Annotated in this window: 17 protein-coding genes; 12 read left to right on the top strand and 5 right to left on the bottom strand. The window is 68.3% G+C overall.

What is annotated here, in order from left to right:
• The first annotated feature begins 103 nt into the window (after nucleotides 1-103).
• The gene (locus IPI67_29430; protein ID MBK7584313.1) at nucleotides 104-1,153 is read left to right on the top strand and encodes a hypothetical protein; all 1,050 of its coding nucleotides are present in this window, start codon (nucleotides 104-106) and stop codon (nucleotides 1,151-1,153) included.
• A gap of 27 nt (nucleotides 1,154-1,180) precedes the next feature.
• Here IPI67_29430 and IPI67_29425 read toward each other — a convergent pair whose 3' ends face one another.
• Entirely contained in the window at nucleotides 1,181-2,437 is a 1,257-nt protein-coding gene (locus IPI67_29425; protein ID MBK7584312.1) for a hypothetical protein, read from the bottom strand.
• A gap of 8 nt (nucleotides 2,438-2,445) precedes the next feature.
• Nucleotides 2,446-3,564, bottom strand: a complete 1,119-nt coding sequence (locus tag IPI67_29420; GenBank protein MBK7584311.1) for a DUF2249 domain-containing protein — start codon at nucleotides 3,562-3,564, stop codon at nucleotides 2,446-2,448.
• Here IPI67_29420 and IPI67_29415 point away from each other — a divergent pair.
• The 9 genes from IPI67_29415 to IPI67_29375 all read left to right on the top strand — a co-directional run bounded on the left by IPI67_29415 (nucleotide 3,563) and on the right by IPI67_29375 (nucleotide 13,149).
• Nucleotides 3,563-4,006 carry a hemerythrin domain-containing protein gene (locus IPI67_29415; protein MBK7584310.1) on the top strand — a complete coding sequence of 148 codons (444 nt, stop codon included), beginning with the start codon at nucleotides 3,563-3,565 and terminating at the stop codon, nucleotides 4,004-4,006. The two genes, IPI67_29420 and IPI67_29415, sit on opposite strands and share 2 nt — an antisense overlap.
• A gap of 46 nt (nucleotides 4,007-4,052) precedes the next feature.
• Nucleotides 4,053-4,745 carry a hypothetical protein gene (locus IPI67_29410; protein ID MBK7584309.1) on the top strand — a complete coding sequence of 231 codons (693 nt, stop codon included), beginning with the start codon at nucleotides 4,053-4,055 and terminating at the stop codon, nucleotides 4,743-4,745.
• Entirely contained in the window at nucleotides 4,742-5,212 is a 471-nt protein-coding gene (locus IPI67_29405) for a hypothetical protein (protein ID MBK7584308.1), read from the top strand. The genes IPI67_29410 and IPI67_29405 overlap by 4 nt, the downstream gene beginning before the upstream one ends.
• A gap of 597 nt (nucleotides 5,213-5,809) precedes the next feature.
• A complete protein-coding gene (locus tag IPI67_29400) occupies nucleotides 5,810-8,614 on the top strand; it encodes a hypothetical protein (protein ID MBK7584307.1) in 2,805 nt (934 codons plus the stop codon).
• A gap of 30 nt (nucleotides 8,615-8,644) precedes the next feature.
• Nucleotides 8,645-9,643, top strand: coding sequence for a hypothetical protein (locus IPI67_29395; GenBank protein ID MBK7584306.1), 999 nt, complete (start codon nucleotides 8,645-8,647; stop codon nucleotides 9,641-9,643).
• 64 nt (nucleotides 9,644-9,707) lie between these two features.
• A complete protein-coding gene (locus IPI67_29390) occupies nucleotides 9,708-11,009 on the top strand; it encodes an adenylosuccinate lyase (protein MBK7584305.1) in 1,302 nt (433 codons plus the stop codon).
• Nucleotides 11,010-11,068: 59 nt separating this feature from the next.
• A complete protein-coding gene (locus IPI67_29385; protein ID MBK7584304.1) occupies nucleotides 11,069-11,401 on the top strand; it encodes a hypothetical protein in 333 nt (110 codons plus the stop codon).
• A 135-nt stretch (nucleotides 11,402-11,536) separates the two neighbouring features.
• Complete coding sequence (locus IPI67_29380) at nucleotides 11,537-12,184, top strand: sigma-70 family RNA polymerase sigma factor (protein ID MBK7584303.1); 648 nt, start codon at nucleotides 11,537-11,539, stop codon at nucleotides 12,182-12,184.
• Nucleotides 12,181-13,149, top strand: coding sequence for a zf-HC2 domain-containing protein (locus IPI67_29375; GenBank protein MBK7584302.1), 969 nt, complete (start codon nucleotides 12,181-12,183; stop codon nucleotides 13,147-13,149). The genes IPI67_29380 and IPI67_29375 overlap by 4 nt, the downstream gene beginning before the upstream one ends.
• 13 nt (nucleotides 13,150-13,162) lie before the next feature.
• Here IPI67_29375 and IPI67_29370 read toward each other — a convergent pair whose 3' ends face one another.
• Nucleotides 13,163-14,893 carry a hypothetical protein gene (locus IPI67_29370; GenBank protein MBK7584301.1) on the bottom strand — a complete coding sequence of 577 codons (1,731 nt, stop codon included), beginning with the start codon at nucleotides 14,891-14,893 and terminating at the stop codon, nucleotides 13,163-13,165.
• Nucleotides 14,832-15,647, bottom strand: a complete 816-nt coding sequence (locus tag IPI67_29365) for a glycosyltransferase family 2 protein (protein MBK7584300.1) — start codon at nucleotides 15,645-15,647, stop codon at nucleotides 14,832-14,834. The genes IPI67_29370 and IPI67_29365 overlap by 62 nt, the downstream gene beginning before the upstream one ends.
• 69 nt (nucleotides 15,648-15,716) lie before the next feature.
• On the opposite strand from IPI67_29365, the gene IPI67_29360 reads away from it, so the two are divergent.
• Complete coding sequence (locus IPI67_29360; protein MBK7584299.1) at nucleotides 15,717-16,331, top strand: hypothetical protein; 615 nt, start codon at nucleotides 15,717-15,719, stop codon at nucleotides 16,329-16,331.
• Nucleotides 16,332-16,381: 50 nt separating this feature from the next.
• Complete coding sequence (locus IPI67_29355; protein MBK7584298.1) at nucleotides 16,382-17,233, top strand: hypothetical protein; 852 nt, start codon at nucleotides 16,382-16,384, stop codon at nucleotides 17,231-17,233.
• Between the two features lie 150 nt (nucleotides 17,234-17,383).
• Here the strand turns inward: IPI67_29355 and IPI67_29350 are convergent, their stop codons facing one another.
• Nucleotides 17,384-18,880 (bottom strand): DnaJ domain-containing protein, encoded by a 1,497-nt coding sequence (locus tag IPI67_29350; GenBank protein ID MBK7584297.1) that lies wholly within the window; start codon nucleotides 18,878-18,880, stop codon nucleotides 17,384-17,386.
• Between the last annotated feature and the right edge of the window lie 9 nt (nucleotides 18,881-18,889).

Here is an 18,889-nt window from a genome sequence, read left to right as displayed (position 1 = left end):
AGCGAGTTGACGCGCTGCGCCTCGACGCCTTGACCTGCCAGCGGATTGGAGTACATCGGGCCCGTCTGGAATACATCTGCCCACAGGGGCGACGAGGTAGGTCATGGCCACGCGCTCGAGCAAGATCGTCGGATTCGGACTGGGGTTGGGCTTCCTCTGGCTTGCCGGCTGCTCGGTGGCCAACGAAGGCCCAGGCGCTCCGGACGAGGGTGTCGGTCAGACGGAGCGTCGTGAGCTGCGACTCACCAAGAGCAAGCTGCCCGGCTCGTGCCAGACCAAGAGCGGCGCGAAGTTCTGCGGTGGCAAATCGTTCAAGGGCGCGTGCTGGTGCGACGCCGCGTGCGCTCAGTACGGCGACTGCTGCGCCGACGTCGATGCGGTGTGCAACGTCATCCCCGTCGGCGGTGAGTGCGCCGCGGGTGCCTGCGGCCCCGCACTGGGCATGCCGATCAAGTTGTGCTCCGACGGGGTTCACACGTCGGGCCCGACCGGCAAATGTCTGAAGAACGCCGACGGCACGTGCGGTTGGGAAATCGCGAGCTGTCCGCCGGCGGGTCAGTTCTGCGGTGGCATCGCGAACTTCCTGTGCCCCGAAGGCAAGACCTGCGTCGACAATCCCGACGACGACTGTGACCCGAACAACGGTGGCGCTGATTGCGGCGGCATCTGCGTGGACGCTCCGCCGCCCCCGGCGAAGGAGTTCTGCGGGGGCTTTGCCAACATCCAGTGTCCCGCGGGTAAGACCTGTGTCGACGATCCCAACGACGGCTGTGATCCGAAGAACGGTGGCGCCGATTGCGGCGGCATCTGTGTCGACGCTCCGCCGGCTCCGCCCGAGAATAGCTGCGTCGATCACTGCGGCGGCGTTGCTGCCGACAAGAGCTGTTACTGCGACAGCCTGTGCCAGGGCTTCGGCGATTGCTGCTCCGACTTTGCAGCAGCCTGTGCCGCGCGCACGCCGGTGAGCGGTGGCTGCGCAAAGAGCAGCGATGAAACTTGCTCGACCGATGCGGACTGCACCTCCGGTGGTTGTGGCGGGGAGCTCTGCTACAACCCGGCCTTCGGCGGCGGGATCAGCACCTGTGAGTGCACCGCGCCGACCAGCGTCGCTGGCTGTGGCTGCGTCAGCGGCAAGTGCAGCTGGTACAAGTGAGCACTCCGTCGGGCGCTGCTGACCAGCTCACGCCGCCCGCAGAACTCGCACGATGGACGTGACGATCGAGGCGCCCACAAGCATCAGTCCGATGCCGGTGGCCCGCCCGAGCGTGTTGGATCCAGTGAAGGCGGCGCTCACCCCGAGCATCAGCGTCGCGAGGTGGAGGTAGAGGCCCACCCGCGCAGACCGGTCGGGCCACAGCTGCCGCATCGGAGTCACGGGCCTCTGCCCCACCTGCTGGGAGAAGCGGTGAAACCAGACCATGAAGGGCACGATGCGCGTCAACATGCCGTGAACGATCAGGCCGCCCCACCCGAACAACGCGAGCCAGCCAAGCAGCACCGGGTAACGCGCGTCGGACGCGTAGGCCGCGGCAACCCCCGCCGGCAGGACCAATGACCCGACCGCCAGGCCTGCGCGCCAGAACACCAGGCTCGGATCCGCGCGCCGTCGACGCCGACGCGCGATGGCGCGGAGCACGAGCACCGGATGCAACACGTACACGGCGAGAGCCGCCGGAGCCGCGCCGAGGGAGATGAGGCGCGGGTCCAGGCCGAAGAGCGCTCCGAAGACGAGACCGATCAGACTCGCGCTGATCGCGCCGATGAGGGTCCGTTCGCCCCACTTGGGGAGCGGCGGGGTCAGATAGAACATCGGCACGACCTGGAAGCTCACCGACGTGATGAGCCCGCCGATCCAGACCAGCAGCCCGATGCTGACGTGGGCGGCGAACCAGGCCGTGTAGTGCGGTGACGGCCTGCCGGAGCCGCGCGCCAGACTCAACAATAGGCCGAGCGTGATCGCGGCGGCAAAACCCAGAGCAGCGAGGCGCATGCCGGTCACCGTCATGGTTCGCGCCGGTGCGCGCACCAGCGCGACCGCGGCGGTCAGCAGGAACAGCGTGAGTGCGCCGGCGACCACACCGGCGCCGTGCACGAGCGCGGGCCGCTCGCTGGCGTGAAACCCCCACACCAGCGCGGCGAGCCCCGCGACGAGCGCCGCGTGCACGACGTGTGCGGAGCGCACTGCCGGTACGGGTGCTCCGGCCACGACGGGGATCATCTGATACAGCGCGCCCAGCATCACGCTGGCGAAGAAACCCAACGTGCCGAGGTGCACGAGTGCGGCGGTGGGCCCGGCGAAGCGCGTCGCGACGACACTTGCGCCGCCATGAGCGAGGAGCGCGCCGGCCGTCATCAGCGCTAGCGGCGCGGTCAGGAAGAAGCTGATCGGGACCGAGAGTGGAGGGGCTTGCTCGAGGCGCAGCCCAGACGTGCTCATGCCCTGGCTCATAGGGGTCGGAACACCCTCAAGAGCGCGCTCCCGTCGGCCTCGTCGGCGACCAACCAGCTCACCGCGTGGGCTTCCAGGTGGGGGAACAACAGGCGCGGACGACGCGGCAACCGCGCCAGGTATGCGGCTCCCTTCGGCAGGGACTTCACGGCGTCGAGCACGCGTTCGAGCGGTGCCGGCGGCTCGAGATCGCGCAGGTCTTCCGGATCGGGCGTGCCGGCGTGGAGCACCTCGACCGTCCAGTGTTTGGGTCCCACCTGTTCATCCCGCACGCGGTGACCGCGCCGCTGCAGCAAGGCCAGGAGTGGAGCCGGTCGAAACGGCACGCTCAGCTTCAACACACCGCCCGCGCCCACGTCAGCCAGTGCAGTGAGCACTGTTTCGAGTGGGTCCGTGCCGCGGCTGAGCAGCGGCCGCACGTCGAGCTCCAGCATCCCCTCGGCGCGCGCGGTGAGTGCGGGCGAGTCCACGCTGGCGGCTTGCACGCCGGGACTCGATGCGCCCCCGAGCCCGCGCAGCCAGAGGTCGAACAAGCGATCGGCGGCGAGCTCCATCGGTTCGCTGTTCGGATTCAGGCGCCGGGCCAGGCTGAGGCCTTGGAGGATGCCGACGAACAGCGTTGCGGCGTCGAGTGGATTCACACTCCGCTCGAAGACGCCTTCGTGTTGCCCTTGTCGCACGAGCTCCGTCACCAGCGCGGTCTGCGCCGAATGGAGCTGTCCGAGCGCACCGAGCAGCGGCCCATCGCCAGCCGCGATGTTGGCAAACATCAAACGCGGTAGCCCCGGATGTTTTTCGATGTAACGCGCAAGCTCGCGGGCGAGCGCTCGGAGCTCGTCGCAGGGTCCGCCGCCCCTGGAGAGGATCCCTTCCGCAACCTGAGCGAGCTCGGCGCGGGTCGCGGCGATCGCGGCGAGCAGCAGCTCGTCCCGCGAACCGAAGTGGCGAAACAGCGCTGGTTGGGAAATGCCGATGGCCCGGGCGATCTGCCTCGTGCTCAGCTGGTCGAGGGGGACATCGGCGAGCAGAGCCCGGGCCGCCGCCACGATCTGCTGACGCCGCACGTCGGATTTCACTCGCCCCGAACCAAACATGATGTTATCGACCGATAACATGAAAAGCGAGAGCCCTGCGGCCTTTTTCACCGGAGATCACCGACACTGCGACGAGCTGTGGGCCGAAATCGAGGCGGCCGATTCGCCCGACGCGGCCCTTGCCCTGTGGCTCGAGTTCGACGCCGCGATGCGACGCCACTTCGCGATGGAAGAAGAAGTGTTGTTCCCCGCCCTCGAGAGCGCCACCGGCATGGGGGGGCGCGGTCCCACCAGCGTGATGCGGAGTGAGCACGTCCAGATGCGGTCGCTGCTCGATACGATGGGCAAGGCGGCACAGGCGGGTCAGCTCGAGGCGCTGCTCGACCAGGGCGACACTCTGTTGATGCTGATCCAGCAGCACAACATGAAGGAAGAGGGCATGCTCTACCCGCTGGCCGATGGCTCGCTGCGCGCGGAGTGGCCCGGGCTCTGTACGAAGCTCGAGAGCTACCCAGTCGGCTGAGCGTCGCTCTACCGCCCCACGCCGCGCTTCGCGTAGAGTCGCCCGGATGAGGTGGCTCCGCGCTCTACCGCTCTTGGTCGTCTGGTTTGCCCGGGCCGCCTCGGCCGACGCGGTGCCGCCCCCACCTGAGCAGTGTCCGCCGGGCACGGTGGGGGTCACGGATCACGGCGGTCCGCGCTGCGAGAAAGTGGCCCCGACGAACTGCCCGAACGGCTGGTTCGGCGTGGTGGGCGGCAGGTGTGTGCTGCACCAGTGCACGGAAGACGCGCAGTGTTCTCACGTCGGGAAGGTGTGTCGACCGGCGACCCTGTGTTTCGAGCCGCGAACGCGCAGCTCCACTTGCGGAGCCCTCGAGGTTCCCCGCGGCTCCGAGCTGGGTGTGCCCCGCGTGCTCGGTGAGCCATGCGCCCAGCTGCCCGAGCCGGTCACGGATTGGGTCGCCGTCAACGTCTGCGGCGCGAGCCGGGCCTGTGCTTCGCCGAGTGAGTGTCGCCCCGGATCCCTGTGTGTCACGCCGACGGCTCCTCCGCCGGGCCCCGAGCCGAATGGCGGCTCGCCGCCATCCTCGAATGGTTTTGCACAACCGCCCCCGAACGGGGGCATGCAGCCGCGCCCAAGTGGGTGTGGCTCCGGCTGCGCAGGCTCGCCCGCTTCGGGGATCTCCGGGGCGCTGTTCAGCATCGGGGCCCTGGCGCTTTGGTCGGCGAGGCGGCGTGAGCGCGGGCAGCGTGCGACGTGAGCGCCAGACCATGCAGGTGCATCGCCCTGGGCTGGGCAACTCTAGTAGTTGCCCTGTCGTGTGGGCGTGCAACGCCGACGTGCCCCGCCGCCTACGCACCGGACGACGCTCGCACCGCGCGCATCCTCGACCTGCTCGCGCACGATCCCGAGGCAGCCGAGCTCGCGCGCCGGCAGCGCGGGACCTTCGGCTCGTGTTTTTCTCCTGGGGGCGCCGGCGTCACCGCCGGTGACCTGCTCTTGCTCGATGGAAACTCCGGCGACGCTCGGCTCGCGGCGCGGGTCGCACACCTGCTCCTGCATCGCGAGCAGGGTCGCGAGCGGACCTCGGGACACGCGGCCGATCCGGAAGAAGCCCCGGCGAACGCGCTGGAAGCGCGCGTGCACGCCCGGCTCCGGCAGGGTGACGCTCGCGGCCCTCTTTCTACCGCCCGCCAGAGCGGCCCCGCTCGACACAATCCGGAGTAACATCCCTGCGCCGGATGAGACCCCGCTCCCCCACAGCTCGTCGCGCGCTCCGCGCGTGTGGAATTCTCGTGACCGCCGCGGGCATCGTGGGTGGGGCATTGGTGGCTTGCAGTCGCAACGCCGGACCGGTGCGACCGCGGGACTCGCTGCTCGAGAACGCGCGCGGTGAGACGACCTTCCCGTCGCCGGCGAGCTGGCTTTATCACCCGCGGACCGAGGCGCCGCTCCTGGCCCGAGTGGAGCTTTCGGACGGAACGCTGCTGTACGCCGGCGAGCGAGGCGAGCGCTGGCAGTTCGAGAAGAAGACCGGCCTCGTGCGCGCTGCCGCTCGGCTCGCGCCGGAACCGCTGATCGCGATCCTGCACTTGGAAGACGGCGGATGGTTGTACGTGGGGCAGAGCGGAACCGGCTACGAAGCCCGCGAGCCGCTTGGTCCCTTCGTCCGCACCAGCGCTCCGGTGGACAAACTCGCCAGAGTCAGCGCGGCGGGCACTAGCGTCGTCGGCATCACTCGGGAAGGGCAGCTGGTGCAGAGCCCGGACGCGGGCGCAACCTGGAAGCCCGTGGGCCCCGAGCGCAACGCGTTTCGTCGACGTGATGTTGGCGAGCAGCAAACGAGGCCTGGCGGTCACGGTCCCCGAAGCGCTGTTCGAGACCAAAGACGGCGGCATGAGCTGGACCAAGCTGGATGTTCCCACGTTCGGTGTGCTCGGTCTGGGTTGGGACGATCAGGCGGGGGTTGCGCTGCAGACGCCGCTCTCGTGGACGCGCTGGGACCAGACAGCGAACACGTTCCCGCCGCTGGGCCGCACTCCAGCCAAGGGACGCTTCAAGCTGGCGGCTCGGCCCTCGCGCGGCCCCGACGCCAACGCGCTGGCCGAAGGGCGAGCCATCTTTTTGGACGGACAATACCTGGAGGCGGCGCGCGAAGAGGGAGCCAGCCGGGGGTCCAGTTGGCGCACCGGCAACGAACGCTGGCTCTTGTGGCGCGGTGCGACCGGCGGACCACTCAAGTCCTCGCCGCTCGACGTGGCCAGCGGCTGCCAGACCGTGCGCCTGGCAGGGTCGGGGCGGTTCATCTACCTCGCCTGCTCCAAGGGCGGCTCCGGTGTGAATCAGACGCTGGTGCTGCAGCGCAGCGACGACGCGGGCAAGAGCTTCGAACGTGAGCCGTACGCGATCGAGGGGCGTGTCGCCGAGCTGGCGTTGGCCGTGGGGCCCCGCGGCGAGCTGGCCGTGACCGGGATCTGCGCGCAGCACACCACCTCTCGCGGCTGTCTGCCGCACGGCATTCATCACCGGCGCATCGCACCAGCGGATGCCGGCGCCGGAGATGCGGCGACCAAATCGAACACCAAGGGCGCGGGCTCCGCGGCTTCGAAACCCGACGCCGGGACCGGAGCAAAACCGAAGAAAGATGGTGGCGTCGACGAGATCGAGTGGGAGCTCACCCCATCGGCCGTGCCAGCGCTCAAAGGAGCGGCGCTGGCGATGGCCTATTCGCCAGACGGGCGCACACTGCTGGCGATCGGGCGTCGGACCAAGGGCTCGGGGCTTGCGGTCTTCGTCTCGAAGGACGGCGGCGCGTCGTTCGAAGGCCGAGAGATCGAGCAGGTCGAAGGCAACTTCGACGAGCCGGATCCGGTCGAAGATCGCTGGGCGCGGCCGCCGCCGACGCCCACCGTCAATGTGAGCGCTCTCGGCCCGGCGGAAGACGGAACCTTCGCCATCGTAGTTCGCTCCACGGGAGCGCCGAGTGTCATCGTGGTCGACGATGATGGCCGAGTGATCTCCGCGGCTCGAGCCCCCGGGGAGGCCAACAACGTGGGCGCGGTCGGTTCACGCGCCGTTGCTTTTTCGGACACGACGCGCATGGCGTGGGAGTCGCTCGATGGCGGCGCAACCTGGGATCCCATCGGGCGGCTGCCGGTCAGCATGTGTCGGCCCGCGGCCTACGGGTGCACCTCTACGGTGCGCTGTTACCCGGGCGGTTGTGTGATCGGAAACGAGCTGTCGCGGGTCGGTTGGCGCGGGCAGTCCGACGACGATCAGGGAGTCTTCTCGCCCAACGAGGGGGGACTCGGTGACGTCTTCGATCGCAAGGTGGGTACACCGCTCTCGTGCACCCTGGACGAAAAGCCCTGGCAATTGCTGGAGGGCGTCGCGGCGGCCCCAGCGGCTTCCCACGCCGCCATCGGAAAGGCCGCGTGGTTCGCGTTGACGCAGGACGATCGCAGGGCGAGCGCCAGCGTGTACCACGCCTTCGGGGGTCCCAAACCGAAGGTCGAGAGCGTGAGCTTGCTTGCGCCGGTCAAGAAGCCCAATGACGTTGCGTATACTGCGACGTCGCAGATCGTAGGGGCCGCGGCGCTGCGCTACTCCGCGCCCGAGGCCGGGGCCACCCATCTGCGCAACGTCGAGGTGAGCTGGGACAATCTGCTCGATGGCAAGGTCGTGCGCGCGCGCATTGCCGATGCTGGTCCCGCCGGCGTCAATGATTTCACCCGCTCGGGTTTTGCCGCTCAGCGCGCACAGCCGAACTTGCTCAGCATCGGCAGTGGCGGCATCTACCTTCGCATCCACTACTCACAGGGCGAGGCGCAGCCGACCTTGTTCCTGGATGGGCGCAGCACGGTCAGCATCCCGGAGGTCAGCTGGCCAGGGTCGAGCACGTATGGCTCCCGCACCGAGATGGCCCACGTCGGCGGCACACACGTTCCCCTCATGCTGGTGGGTTCGGGCGCTGCCCTGGTGCGCGCGCGCCGCGATGGCGCCGGCTGGGCCTTCGACTCGATGGCGACGGGCACGGCGGAACCGGCGCGCTTCGGCCTGACTCAGGTGCGGGACCTGGCGTACTCCAAGGGGGCGAGCGGGCTCCAGGTGATGACCTGGGATCCGGACGGTAACCGAAACGACAACCTGTTGTTCTTGTTCCGCGCGACGGGAGCGGTCGCCGAGCCGCCCCTGGTTTTGCCCACCCAGCTCGATTCCGGAGACAAACCCACGCGCTGCGGCAGCGCTCACAAGACCAACACCCCGCGGGTGGTCGTGCCGTATCAGGGCGGGACCCGCCATCCCGTCGTGGTGACGGACACGACCGAGCCCATGCGCGTGCTCCTGACGGGGCAGGCGGTGATGCATGGGAGCGCAAAGGAGCCCTGCACCGCTGCGTTCGACGCCGAGGTCGTGGTCATCGATCCCAGCGTTGGTACTCCGGAACAAGAGCGGGCCATCATCGTCATGGACGATCTCGAGCGGTCGTGGATCTTCCGGACGACCTACGGCACCATCGGGGAGGCACGGCTCGAGTACCGCTTGATGAGCTGTCACTTCGATCCGACCCTCGAGCCGCCTCCGGAGATTTTCGGTCAGCCCGGGACCCGCCTGCGCCGCGCCAAGTAGCGACGGCTCGTCGGTGTTAGGCTTGGGCCCATGGTGCGTGGAGCTTGGTTTGGGGTTGGTGTCGCGGGCCTGGGGCTGCTGTTCATCGTCGGTTGCGGCGGGGGCTCGGCGGCGAGCAGCGGCAGTGGTGGGACCGGTGGTGGTGGCGGCAGCGGCGGCGGGAGCAGCGGCCCCGGACCCAAGATCGCCGGCTGCCCGGTATTTCCCGCGGACAACCCGTGGAATCGCGACGTCTCGGCGGATCCCGTGGACCCGAGCTCGAAGGCGTACATCGATTTCATTCTCGCGAACGGTGGGCAGAACGTGCACCCCGACTTCGGCTCCAATCCCGAATACGGGATCCCGTACGTGGTCGTCGACGAGTCACAGGCCAAGGTCCCCGTGAGCTTCGACTACGCCGACGAGTCGGATCCGGGGCCGTACCCCATTCCGCCCGACGCGCCCATCGAAGGCGGACCGAGCGCGGGCGGCGACCGTCACGTCTTGGTGGTGCAAAAGGGAGCGTGCCGGCTGTATGAGACCTTCGACTCGCACTTCCAGGATCCAGGTTGGCAGGTGGGTTCCGGCGCGATCTTCGATCTGACCAAGAACACCCTTCGCCCCGACGGTTGGACCAGTGCCGACGCCGCGGGCTTGCCGATCTTCCCCGGCCTCGTGCGCTACGACGAGGCCGTGACGGCAGGCGAGATCCACCACGCCCTGCGCTTCACCGTGAGCGTGAGCCAGAAGGCGTACATCCACCCTGCGACCCATTGGGCCAGTGGCAATACCGACGCGAGCGCACCACCCATGGGCCTCAGGCTGCGCTTGAAATCCAGCTTCGATCTGTCCGGCTTCAGCGGCGCGTCGCTGGTGGTGATGAAGGCGCTGAAGCGGTACGGGATGATCGTGGCCGACAACGGCTCGAACTGGTTCATCTCCGGCACGTCACACCCGAGCTTCGACGACGACGAGCTGGGGCAGCTCAAGGCTGTGCCCGGCAGCGCCTTCGAAGTGGTGAAGGTCGACGGCCCAATCTTCAAGCCCTGAGCCTCCGGCTCTGGGCCGCGCATGCGGTGGACAGAGGCAGGCGGACGCGTTACCCCTCTGCGCGATGATCCCGCGTTACACGCCCAAGGAGATCGCCGAGCTGTGGTCCGATCACAACCGCTACGCGGTGTGGCTGGAGGTGGAGCTCGCGGCCTGTGAGGCCATGGAAGTCGCCGGCCTCGTGCCGGCCGGCACGGCGGCCGAGCTTCGGTCGCGAGAGCTTAGGCCGGACCCCGACGAGATCGATCGCATCGAAAAGACGACCCGCCACGACGTGATCGCGTTCTTGACTCACATCGAAGAAAAGGCCGGTGCGCCGGCGCGCTGGCTTCACCGCGGCATGACCTCGAGCGACGTGCTCGACTCGAGCTTCGCGGTGCTCCTGGTGCGCGCGACCGACCTCTTGCTGGCCCGAGCCGATCGTCTCGTCGACGCGCTGGCGCGCCGGGCAGAGGAGCACAAGAACACGCCGGTCATCGGCCGCTCGCACGGCATTCATGCCGAGCCGGTCACGTTCGGTGTGGTGCTGGCCGGTCATCTCGCCGAGGTGAAACGTGGGCGGGCGCGGCTCCGGGCGGCCCGCGGTGAGATCGCGGTCGGCAAGATCGCTGGTGCGGTCGGCACCTACGCCCACCTGTCACCCGAAATTGAAGAGGCAGCGCTGGCCAAGCTCGGCCTCGAGCCCGAGACCGTCGCCACTCAGGTCGTCGCGCGGGATCGGCACGCGGCGTTCTTCTCCGCAGCGGCGCTCCTGGCAGCGGCCGTGGAACGCCTGGCGACCAACATCCGGCACTGGCAGCGGACCGAGGTCGGCGAGGCAGAGGAACAGTTCGCCAAGGGGCAGAAGGGCTCGAGCGCGATGCCCCACAAGCGCAACCCGGTCCTGAGCGAAAACCTGTGCGGCCTCGCGCGGGTCGTACGGGCGGCGGTCGTGCCGGCGCTCGAGAACGTCAGCCTGTGGCACGAGCGCGACATCTCCCACTCCAGCGTCGAACGCATGATCGCGCCGGACGTCACGGCCACCCTCGGTTTCATGCTCGAACGCGCGGCCTCGGTGGTCGAGGGCCTGGTGGTCTACGAAGAGCGCATGCGCGAGAATCTCGAGCGCTCCGGCGGGCTCTTTTTCAGCGAGGCGATCATGCTGGAGCTGGTCGGCAAAGGCCTGCCCCGCCAGCGCGCCTACGAGCTCGTGCAGAAGAACGCCATGGCCGCCTTCGCGGGTGAGGGTGAGTTCCGCGAGCTTTTGCTTGGCGACGCCGAGATCGGAAAACACCTCGGTCGAGCCGAGATCGAACATTGTTTCGATCTCGAGCATGCGCTCCGCTGGGCGGACACCTTGGTCGCGCGGGCGCTGGCTGCACCCTGAAATTCGGTGCAAAAAACTGGTCCGAGGGGAGCGCCACCGGCTAACCGACAGCTCCCACCATGCCGATCTTGACCCGCGCAGAGCTCGCCCGATATCCCGGACAGAACGCCACCGAGCAGGCGGCGAACCAGCACGCCGAGGATCTCGCTCGACCCGCTCAGCGGGCGAAGAGCTTGGGCTCCCTGCGCGCAAGCTCGGCCCGCCCGACCTGGGACGCCGCTGCGATCGCCCTGCCCCGTGTCCTGGATCTCCGGCCGTTTCCCGGGCGTGATCGCACGGAGCGGGTGATGGCTTGGCTCCTCGCGCATACGCCGCGGGCCGCCAGCTGGTCCGTGGATTCCTTGCGGGAGCTCTCCGAGCGCATCGCCGCGACCGGCAAACTCATCGAGTAGCGCCGCATGCCCCGCGCTGTCGCCGGCTGTTTTTCTGGACGCGACCCCCGGAATTTCCGCCGCTTTGCCTGGGTCATGAAGAAATCGACCCAGCCCCGGTGACAGCTCTCCCAGGCTTGCCGTTTGATCGAGACGGTGGCCAAGGGACTCGACCTGCTGGAGCTCGCGGCTCGAGTGCTGGCCTCGGACACGCACGCCTGGCACGAGCTCTGGCAGCAAATGGAGCCGCGCATTTGGGCGGTGACGGGTCGCTGGCAGGTGACCGGGCCGCTCTGCCGAAGCGCCGACGATCGGCGCGAGATCGTGCTCAAGGTCATGGCCCGCCTGCGCGAGGCGGGGTTCCGCCGTCTAGGGGCCTTCATGAGCTCGGCGGGAGGGCAGAGTGAGGCCGCGTTCGTGGCGTGGCTTCACACGCTTGCGACGCGCGTCGCGGTCGATCACGCCCGGGCTCATCCCGAGCGTTTGGGGCGGGGTGAAGCCTCGCGTTGGGTGCGTCTCGTTTCCATCGACGACGTGCCACCCCCGATCGCCACGGCCGATCTCGCCGGGCAGGCCACGGTGCTCAGTCTACTCGAACGTGCGCGCAGCGAGCTCAGCATCCAGCAACTGACGGCGCTCTCACTCTGGCTCGAGGGGGAATCGAACACTGCGATCGCTCGGCGTCTCGGCGTGCGCGAACCGGAAGAAGCACACCGCATCGTGCGCGCCGCGCTGAAGCGTCTCCGGGATCGGTACCGCACGGCCGAGACGGCAGAGCCGCGTGCGATGGAGGAGTCGTCGTGAGCGAATGTCCGGACATCGACCAGCTGCTCCAGAAGAGCGGCGGAGTGGGGGAGCATGTGCACGGGTGTGAGGCCTGTTCGGCCGTGCTCGCCCTCGAAGAGTTTCGGCACGAGCGCGCCGCGGGCAGGGAAGAGGCCTGCGAGGAAGCGGAGATCCGCCTCGCGCTCGACGCTGAAGGTCTGCTCGAGCCAGAGCAGCGAGCGCTCCTGTCGGCGCATCTCGAGAGCTGCGCCGAGTGCGGTGAAGTGGCGGTGCGCCTCGCCTGGGACGCGCGGGCCGCGGGGATTCGTGAGGTCAGTGCCCCGTCGAATACGCAGGCTCTCGGGGGCTCGACTGGGCGGCGGCCCCGAGCTCGGCTGGTCGTGCTCTTTGCCGCTTCGATGGCAATGGCCGCTGCGGTGGGTGCGCTCGTCGCGCGCTCGGGCCTTCGCCAGCCCGCCGAGCTCCCGACTCCGGAGGCGCTGGGCGGTCCGCCAATCGAGCGCGCGTCTCGACCCGGTCTCGGGCCCTGGACTCTGCCGACACCAAGCGTCGAGCGGCCAACCGATGACAGTCAGAAGCGTGCGCCGAGTGCGGCGCCCATCGGCCCGCGTGCCGTGCGGGGAGCAGAGCCAGAACGCCCCACGCTGGTCAATCCCTGGGCGTCGGATCGGGCGACCCCCACACCTGCTCCGTCCCCAGCGCCGCTCCCCGTTCCGGCAAAGCCGGCGCCTGCTCAGCAGGGCACGGGTTACCTCACGGTCATCTGTGTGCCGGTCTGCGAGAGTGTGATTGCAGGTGGAAAGACACTCGGTAGCTCGCCCGTGGTGAGGGCTCCGGTGCAGGCGGGCAGGCTGAAGCTCACGCTCGAGAGCGGTGCTGTCCGGAAACGCATCGACGTCACGATTGTCGCGGGGCAGGTCGTCGCCCGCCGGATCAACATGGCGCCGCCCAGAAAGGATTCAGTCGTCGACCCCTGGCAGTGACCTTTGCGCGAATTCAGGGAGTGGCTTCGACGAACACGGGAGTTGCATCGAGCTGCACCGGAACGTTGCCGCCCTGCAGGCCGACGACTGAGCTCGTTGGTGCGGGGGCTGAAACGTCCGTCACTGCGCGAGTGAGCTTTGCACTCGTCGCGCCGGCGAGCGGCAACAAAACGGCCACCGGAGCCTCTATCACCCCGGGAAGCTCGAGCGTGTCGTTCTCGTGCCAGGCAACCAGGATCGGCGAACCGGGGCGTTCGATGCGGTAGGCCCAGACGCCCGCGCCGAGTCCGCTGAGAGGGGTGACCTGCGTGAATCCGCTGAGCGCCGTCGCGACCTGCTCGAGCGCGCGGATCCCGGGGCGCGGTTTGCCGGGCAGCCGCGCCTTGCAGACGTCCAGCCCATTGGGGTGTGTGACGTCGACCAGCCCCATCATCGCGGCGGCTCCGGTCAAGAAGATCGAGGTCTCTCGACCGAGGAGCCCCTTGACCTGGGTGTCATCCATCCAGTCCTCTGTATTGCCGATCTGGATCCCGGCAGCGCCTTCGGCGGCGGCGACCATCACTTTCTTGATCAGACCCCGAGCGACCTCGGCCCGCACCCAGGCCAAGGACTTGGTGTAGTCGGGGCCTGCTGGATCGGCGACCGCGAGCAGGCTCTGGTAGGTCTTGTTCTTGTCCACCACGCCGTAGCTCGCAGGCCAGCCGGCGCCGTTGGCGAGCATTCCGATCGGGAATGCGTCGTCGATCATCAGCGGGCGCTCGTAGCCGCGCTTCTTCATCTCGGCTCGGAACCAGGCGAGCAACGCCGGGATTTCGCTGTAGTCGCCCAGGCTGTGCACGTCGACGAAGTCGAACAGCTCCGGATGGTCGAGCATCGTCAGCATGCCCGCGGTCGAATTGCGGAAGCCAGGCGGCGGGTCCTTCAGTTTGTTCTGGATGCTCGTCGCCGACGGCGGGTTGCCGATGAAGACATCGAAGAGCATGAACGGGATCAGTCCCATGCGTGCCGTGGAGTCGGCTTTCTTTGCTTCTTCGCAGACCACAGTGAGCGTGGCCAGATAGCTGTCTGCGTCATCCTTGGGCCAGAACCCGGTCCACTCGCCGCCGAACACCCACTCTCGAATTGGCGTAACGAGCCCTGGGGCATCATCGAGGCCATCCCCGTCATATCGCTCGACTACGGCTCGAATGAACGCCCTGAAGTCGTCCAAGCTTGCGGGCTTCGGGGCGATGTCCTTGCAGCCCAGGTCATTCGGGCAGTCGACGGAGGCCCAGTACGACTTGGGGCTGATGTACGCCTGGAGCTGGGTCTGACCGGCTTTTTGGTGCTCGAGGATCAGCGCGTCGACGCAGCTGAAATCGTAAGCGTGCACACCGGCGACGGGGGCCTTCGGTTCGATGCGTTGCCACATGACAATCTCGGGTTGGAGCTTCGTGGCCACGACCCCGGTCGCCGCGTAGGTCGCGCCCAGCCCCATGGCTGCGTATTCGCTGCCCAGCACGAACGCGGCAGCACCCGCCGCGCCGCCGAGGCTCGTGTCATTGGCTGCGTCCGCATCACCAGCGCTCGCATCGGAGGAACCCGCACTGCCTCCGCTCGGCCCAGCGCCGCTGCCCGCCGAACCTCCGCTCTCTGCCAATCCGGTGCCGCCGCTCCCGCCGCTCCCGGACGGTGGATTCGCCTCACTGCTCGAGCAAGCACTCCCGAGCAGCCACACGCTGATGACTAGCCACACCCGTGACATCGCCGGCTGATTGTAGCGCGTTGGCGCTGGAGAGGAGATTGGGGGTGCCGACGCCGAGCGCCGTCAGCATCCGGCGCCTGAGCAACACGCCGAAAATGGTGGCCATGTGCCAGGGACGAACCCCGCTCTTTTCGTCAGCGTACACAGGGCGGACCGGCACTTCGCTGACGCGATGACCCCCGGCTGCGAGCAAACCCAGGAGGTCGTTCGGGTAGCCGTAACGCGGCCAGACCGCCGACAGGTCGAGATGGTCGAGCGCACGCCGGCCGATCGCGGTGTATCCGCACTGGGTGTCGTCCACCTCGAGCCCCGTGAGCTTTCGCGTCAACACCGACAGCGCGCGCCCACCCGCACGACGCGCGAGCGGCATGTCCGCCACGCGCGAGTGCGCGAAGCGATTGCCCTTCACGTAGTCGCTGCTGCCCGCCGTGATCGGTCGGAGCAGCGCGGGCAAATCCGCCGGGTCCATCTGGGCGTCGCCCGCCATGACCGCCACCACGTCGGCGCCCATCTGCAGTCCGTGTCGGTAGCCGGTGATGATGGCTGCCCCCACCCCGCGGTTGGCTCCGTGGCGGAGCACCTGAACCCGTGGGTCATCGACACCGCGGGCCGCGGCTGACGTCTGGTCGGGGCTGGCGTCGTCGACCACCAGAATGGCGTCCACAAAACCGGGAATGCCGAGCAGTGTGCGCGGCAGCAATCGCTCCTCGCAATAGGCCGGGACGACTACGAGGACCTTTGCTCCATCGTACATGCGTAGCGAGTTCGGTATCCCGTTTCGCCCGGGACGTCCATCGCATCCGGTGGTAGACCCGCTCCCGTCTTGAAGCGTCGCCGCCTGATCGCGCTGATTGCGCTCGCCGTGGTGCTGCCGCCGGCCGGGTGGTTTGCCTGGGCTTGGCTCCGCTTCCCCAGCGACCGCACGCCCGAAGGCGCCTATCTACGCGTGGTGCGCGCGGTGAATCTCGGGCAACCGGAAGAGTTTTTTGCTTACACCGAGACCGCGGCACAGCACGCTTGTTTCACCATTCGGACCTACCGCAAACAGGCCCGAGACCGGGTGCTGGCCGACTACCCGGAGCCCGAACGCACGCGTCTCGCAGAGAGCTATTCGAGCGAGGCACTTGCGCCAGACGGCGCCGACGTGTTCGCGCTCTTCGCCCGCAGGCTCGGCTGGGTTGACCGCCTGCGAAAGGACCTGTCCGGGGTCGGCAAGGTCGAGATTGCCGGCGAGCGCGCGACGGTCGAGACCACGAAAGGCACGCGTTATCCGTTCCGACGCCGAGACAACGGCATCTGGGGTCTCACCCTGTTCACGGCGGTGCTGAGCGCGGAAGCTGAAAAAGCCGCGCGTGATGCGGCATTGATCGAAAGAAACGCCGACGATTACCGGCGTGTGAAAGGCTCGCCGAAGCCGCCCGGCGCCGATGGCGGGTGAGGCCGGCCGTTGGTTGCCCCAGGTGGCGCGGGTGACGTATTCTCCGTTGGTTGGCATCCGAGAGCAGTGAGCCGTCGGCCGACGCGAGCGCCGCCAGCGAGGAGCCCAAGGGCTCCGCAGACGCTGCGCCGGGTGCCGATGCGGCGGGGCCCGAACGGTCAGAGGGACTGAGCGCCAATGCGGCGAAAGAGACCATCCCCGCGGCGCCGAGCGCTGCGGCGAAGGAACGAACCAGCCTGGGTGCCGCGGGTTCCGTCGACGCCGCGAGCCCGACCGAGGCGGTGAGCCCGGTCGCCGCGACGGAACCTGTCCCGGCGGACGCCAGCACGCCAACGACGGAGCCCGCCGCCACCGAGGCCACACCCGCGCCGGACGGGCCCGTGAGTGATGCATCGGTGGACGTCCTCTTACGTCGGTTCTTGAGCCTTCCGCCTATCTCGATCGAGGTGGACCCTGCCACAGAACCCCGCGTCGATCGCAAGGCGTCGACGCTGCCGGCTCCCGCGGGCCATGCAGCATTCGCCAGCTTCGACGAGAAGATCAAGGAGGTCGAACCGATGCTCGCGGCGACCAACTGGGACGCCATCATCGGCGCGCTGGAAAAACACTCGACGCTTCCACCGCCCCTGGCCCTGCTCTACGCGGTTGCCCTCAAAGAGCGACAAGCGGCGGGCAACCCCGAGCGGATGGCGATCAGCGCCGTTGCTGCACTCTTGTGTGTACCGGAGACGAGCGAGACCGCGCTGGTCGTAGCGAAGCGACTCCTCCGCGCCAATCCCGTGACCTGGAAACAGCGTCGCGCGCCTTCGACTCGCACCTCGATCGGCATTGCGCTCCTGGTCGCCGCGGTCGGCGCCATTCTCGGTTACCTGGTGAGCCCCGGCACGCCGCTCTTTCGCTGACGCACGCTACGCTCCGGGCGGCTTGCGCTGTTTGGCGTCGTCGTGACGCTCGAGGTCAAGGGCAAGGGCGCGATGGAAACCCTCTTCCTGCAGCCGCTGCGCGCGCGGAGCGCGGCCGCGGGTTGACGTCGCGTCGAGCTCGACTTGCCTTCAGCTGCCGAGTTTTTTCAGCCGCCTGCACAGGGCGGCAATGGCCTCGTCTTTGGGTGCCGTCGAGCGCGCCCGCTCGGCCTCCGCCAGCGCACTCTTGAGCATGCCTGCCGCCTGGTACGCTTCGGCGAGGGTGAGACTGTGCGCCGTCACTCTGGGATCGAGGGCGACTGCGCGGCGCGCAAGGCCAACCGCGCGCCGAGGATCGGTGCCCGCGCGAAGAACCGAGCGCGCCGCCAAGTCGAGTGGCTTGGGGTCTTTGGGCCGGCCCGCGGCTACCCGCTCGTAAGACTGAGCGGCAGCGACGAAGTCCTTGCTGCGCTCCTCGTACTGGGCGCGCGCCAGATATTTCTCCGCGAGCTCCCGCGCGGCGGTCTGCTCGGCTTTCAGCAACAGACCGACGATCTCGCTGTCCTCGGGTGTGATGGACATGGCGATGCGGAACGCGTTGACCGCCGAAACGTAATGGCCGTCGCGCAGCGCATCGAGCCCTGCCAGTCGAAACTTCTGCGCTTGCTCCAAGCGCGCCATTTCTGCCCGCCCCGCGCCGCGCGGCGGGGCTGCCGGAGGGGGCTCCGACCGTTCTGCCGGCTTCGAGCCGAGCTCGGCGGATCCGGGTGCAGCTGCAGGCGCAGCCTCCGCCACGGACGCGGGAGGCGGTTCTTCCGAACGCTTGGCGTCGGGCGTCGAGCTCGCGGTGGACGCGGCGGCAGCGGTGCTCGGCGGAGTTTGGCTCGGGCCGGGAGGTGGCAAAGATGTGAGCACCGCATCGAAGGAGCGAGTGGCGCGGCGAGCCTTCAGGTAGCGGTCATACTCCTCTCGCGACGCCTTCCGCGACAGCACCTCGTACGCGTGAGTCAGGCGCGTGAAGACCTCACTCAGCTTCTTCTGGTAGGTGCCCAGCTGCTTGCCAAAGTATTTGTCCGGGTGAAACGTCGAGATGATGGAGAAGTAGGCGGCCTTGATCTCCTTGCGCTCCGCTCGCGGAGCCACGTCCAACAACTGGTAGTGGGTCAGCGTTTCGAGGCGGGAGTGGGTATCGTCGATCAGCGCTCGCCGTTCGGGGTCGAGCTCCACCTCGACGAGCGCTCGTTCGCCGCCGCCCGATTGGCGTTTGGCGGCGGGCTCGACCGAAGAACTCGGATTCACCTTCGCGCGACGCGCGCCGATCAGTCGCACGCTGTCTTCATTCGGGGCAGCGGAGTCGTCGTCCCGGCGCGGGTCGCGCTGGCGCGCTGGATTGGTCGTTGGCCCGGTGATGCGGGAGGGGCGCGGTACGTCCGCTCGAACGACACCCATTCCGACGAGGCGCTGGACGATGCGGCCGACGTCCGTTGGGCTGAGGGACGTGACCACCGACACCTCGTCGAGATCGGTCGCGCCATCGAGCTGACAGAGCACGAACGCCTCGAGGGGGGTCAACGGCAACGACGCGACCTCGACCCCATCGACCCGCCTCGGAGCAAATCGGCGCTCTTCCTCCCGGAGTGGTCTCATGTGGCCCCC

The organism is Myxococcales bacterium (genome assembly GCA_016706225.1).
Taxonomy (GTDB): domain Bacteria; phylum Myxococcota_A; class Polyangia; order Polyangiales; family Polyangiaceae; genus JADJKB01.
The sequence above is the reverse complement of the archived record's forward strand: the minus strand, read 5'-3'. Positions and strand labels throughout refer to the sequence as shown.

Coding starts and splice junctions, on each gene's coding strand:
- IPI67_29430 (MBK7584313.1), top strand. CDS start 104: ATGGCCACGCGCTCGAGCAAGATCGTCGGATTCGGACTGGGGTTGGGC.
- IPI67_29425 (MBK7584312.1), bottom strand. CDS start 2,437: ATGAGCACGTCTGGGCTGCGCCTCGAGCAAGCCCCTCCACTCTCGGTC.
- IPI67_29415 (MBK7584310.1), top strand. CDS start 3,563: ATGAAAAGCGAGAGCCCTGCGGCCTTTTTCACCGGAGATCACCGACAC.
- IPI67_29420 (MBK7584311.1), bottom strand. CDS start 3,564: ATGTTATCGGTCGATAACATCATGTTTGGTTCGGGGCGAGTGAAATCC.
- IPI67_29410 (MBK7584309.1), top strand. CDS start 4,053: ATGAGGTGGCTCCGCGCTCTACCGCTCTTGGTCGTCTGGTTTGCCCGG.
- IPI67_29400 (MBK7584307.1), top strand. CDS start 5,810: ATGTTGGCGAGCAGCAAACGAGGCCTGGCGGTCACGGTCCCCGAAGCG.
- IPI67_29395 (MBK7584306.1), top strand. CDS start 8,645: ATGGTGCGTGGAGCTTGGTTTGGGGTTGGTGTCGCGGGCCTGGGGCTG.
- IPI67_29390 (MBK7584305.1), top strand. CDS start 9,708: ATGATCCCGCGTTACACGCCCAAGGAGATCGCCGAGCTGTGGTCCGAT.
- IPI67_29385 (MBK7584304.1), top strand. CDS start 11,069: ATGCCGATCTTGACCCGCGCAGAGCTCGCCCGATATCCCGGACAGAAC.
- IPI67_29370 (MBK7584301.1), bottom strand. CDS start 14,893: ATGTCACGGGTGTGGCTAGTCATCAGCGTGTGGCTGCTCGGGAGTGCT.
- IPI67_29365 (MBK7584300.1), bottom strand. CDS start 15,647: ATGTACGATGGAGCAAAGGTCCTCGTAGTCGTCCCGGCCTATTGCGAG.
- IPI67_29350 (MBK7584297.1), bottom strand. CDS start 18,880: ATGAGACCACTCCGGGAGGAAGAGCGCCGATTTGCTCCGAGGCGGGTC.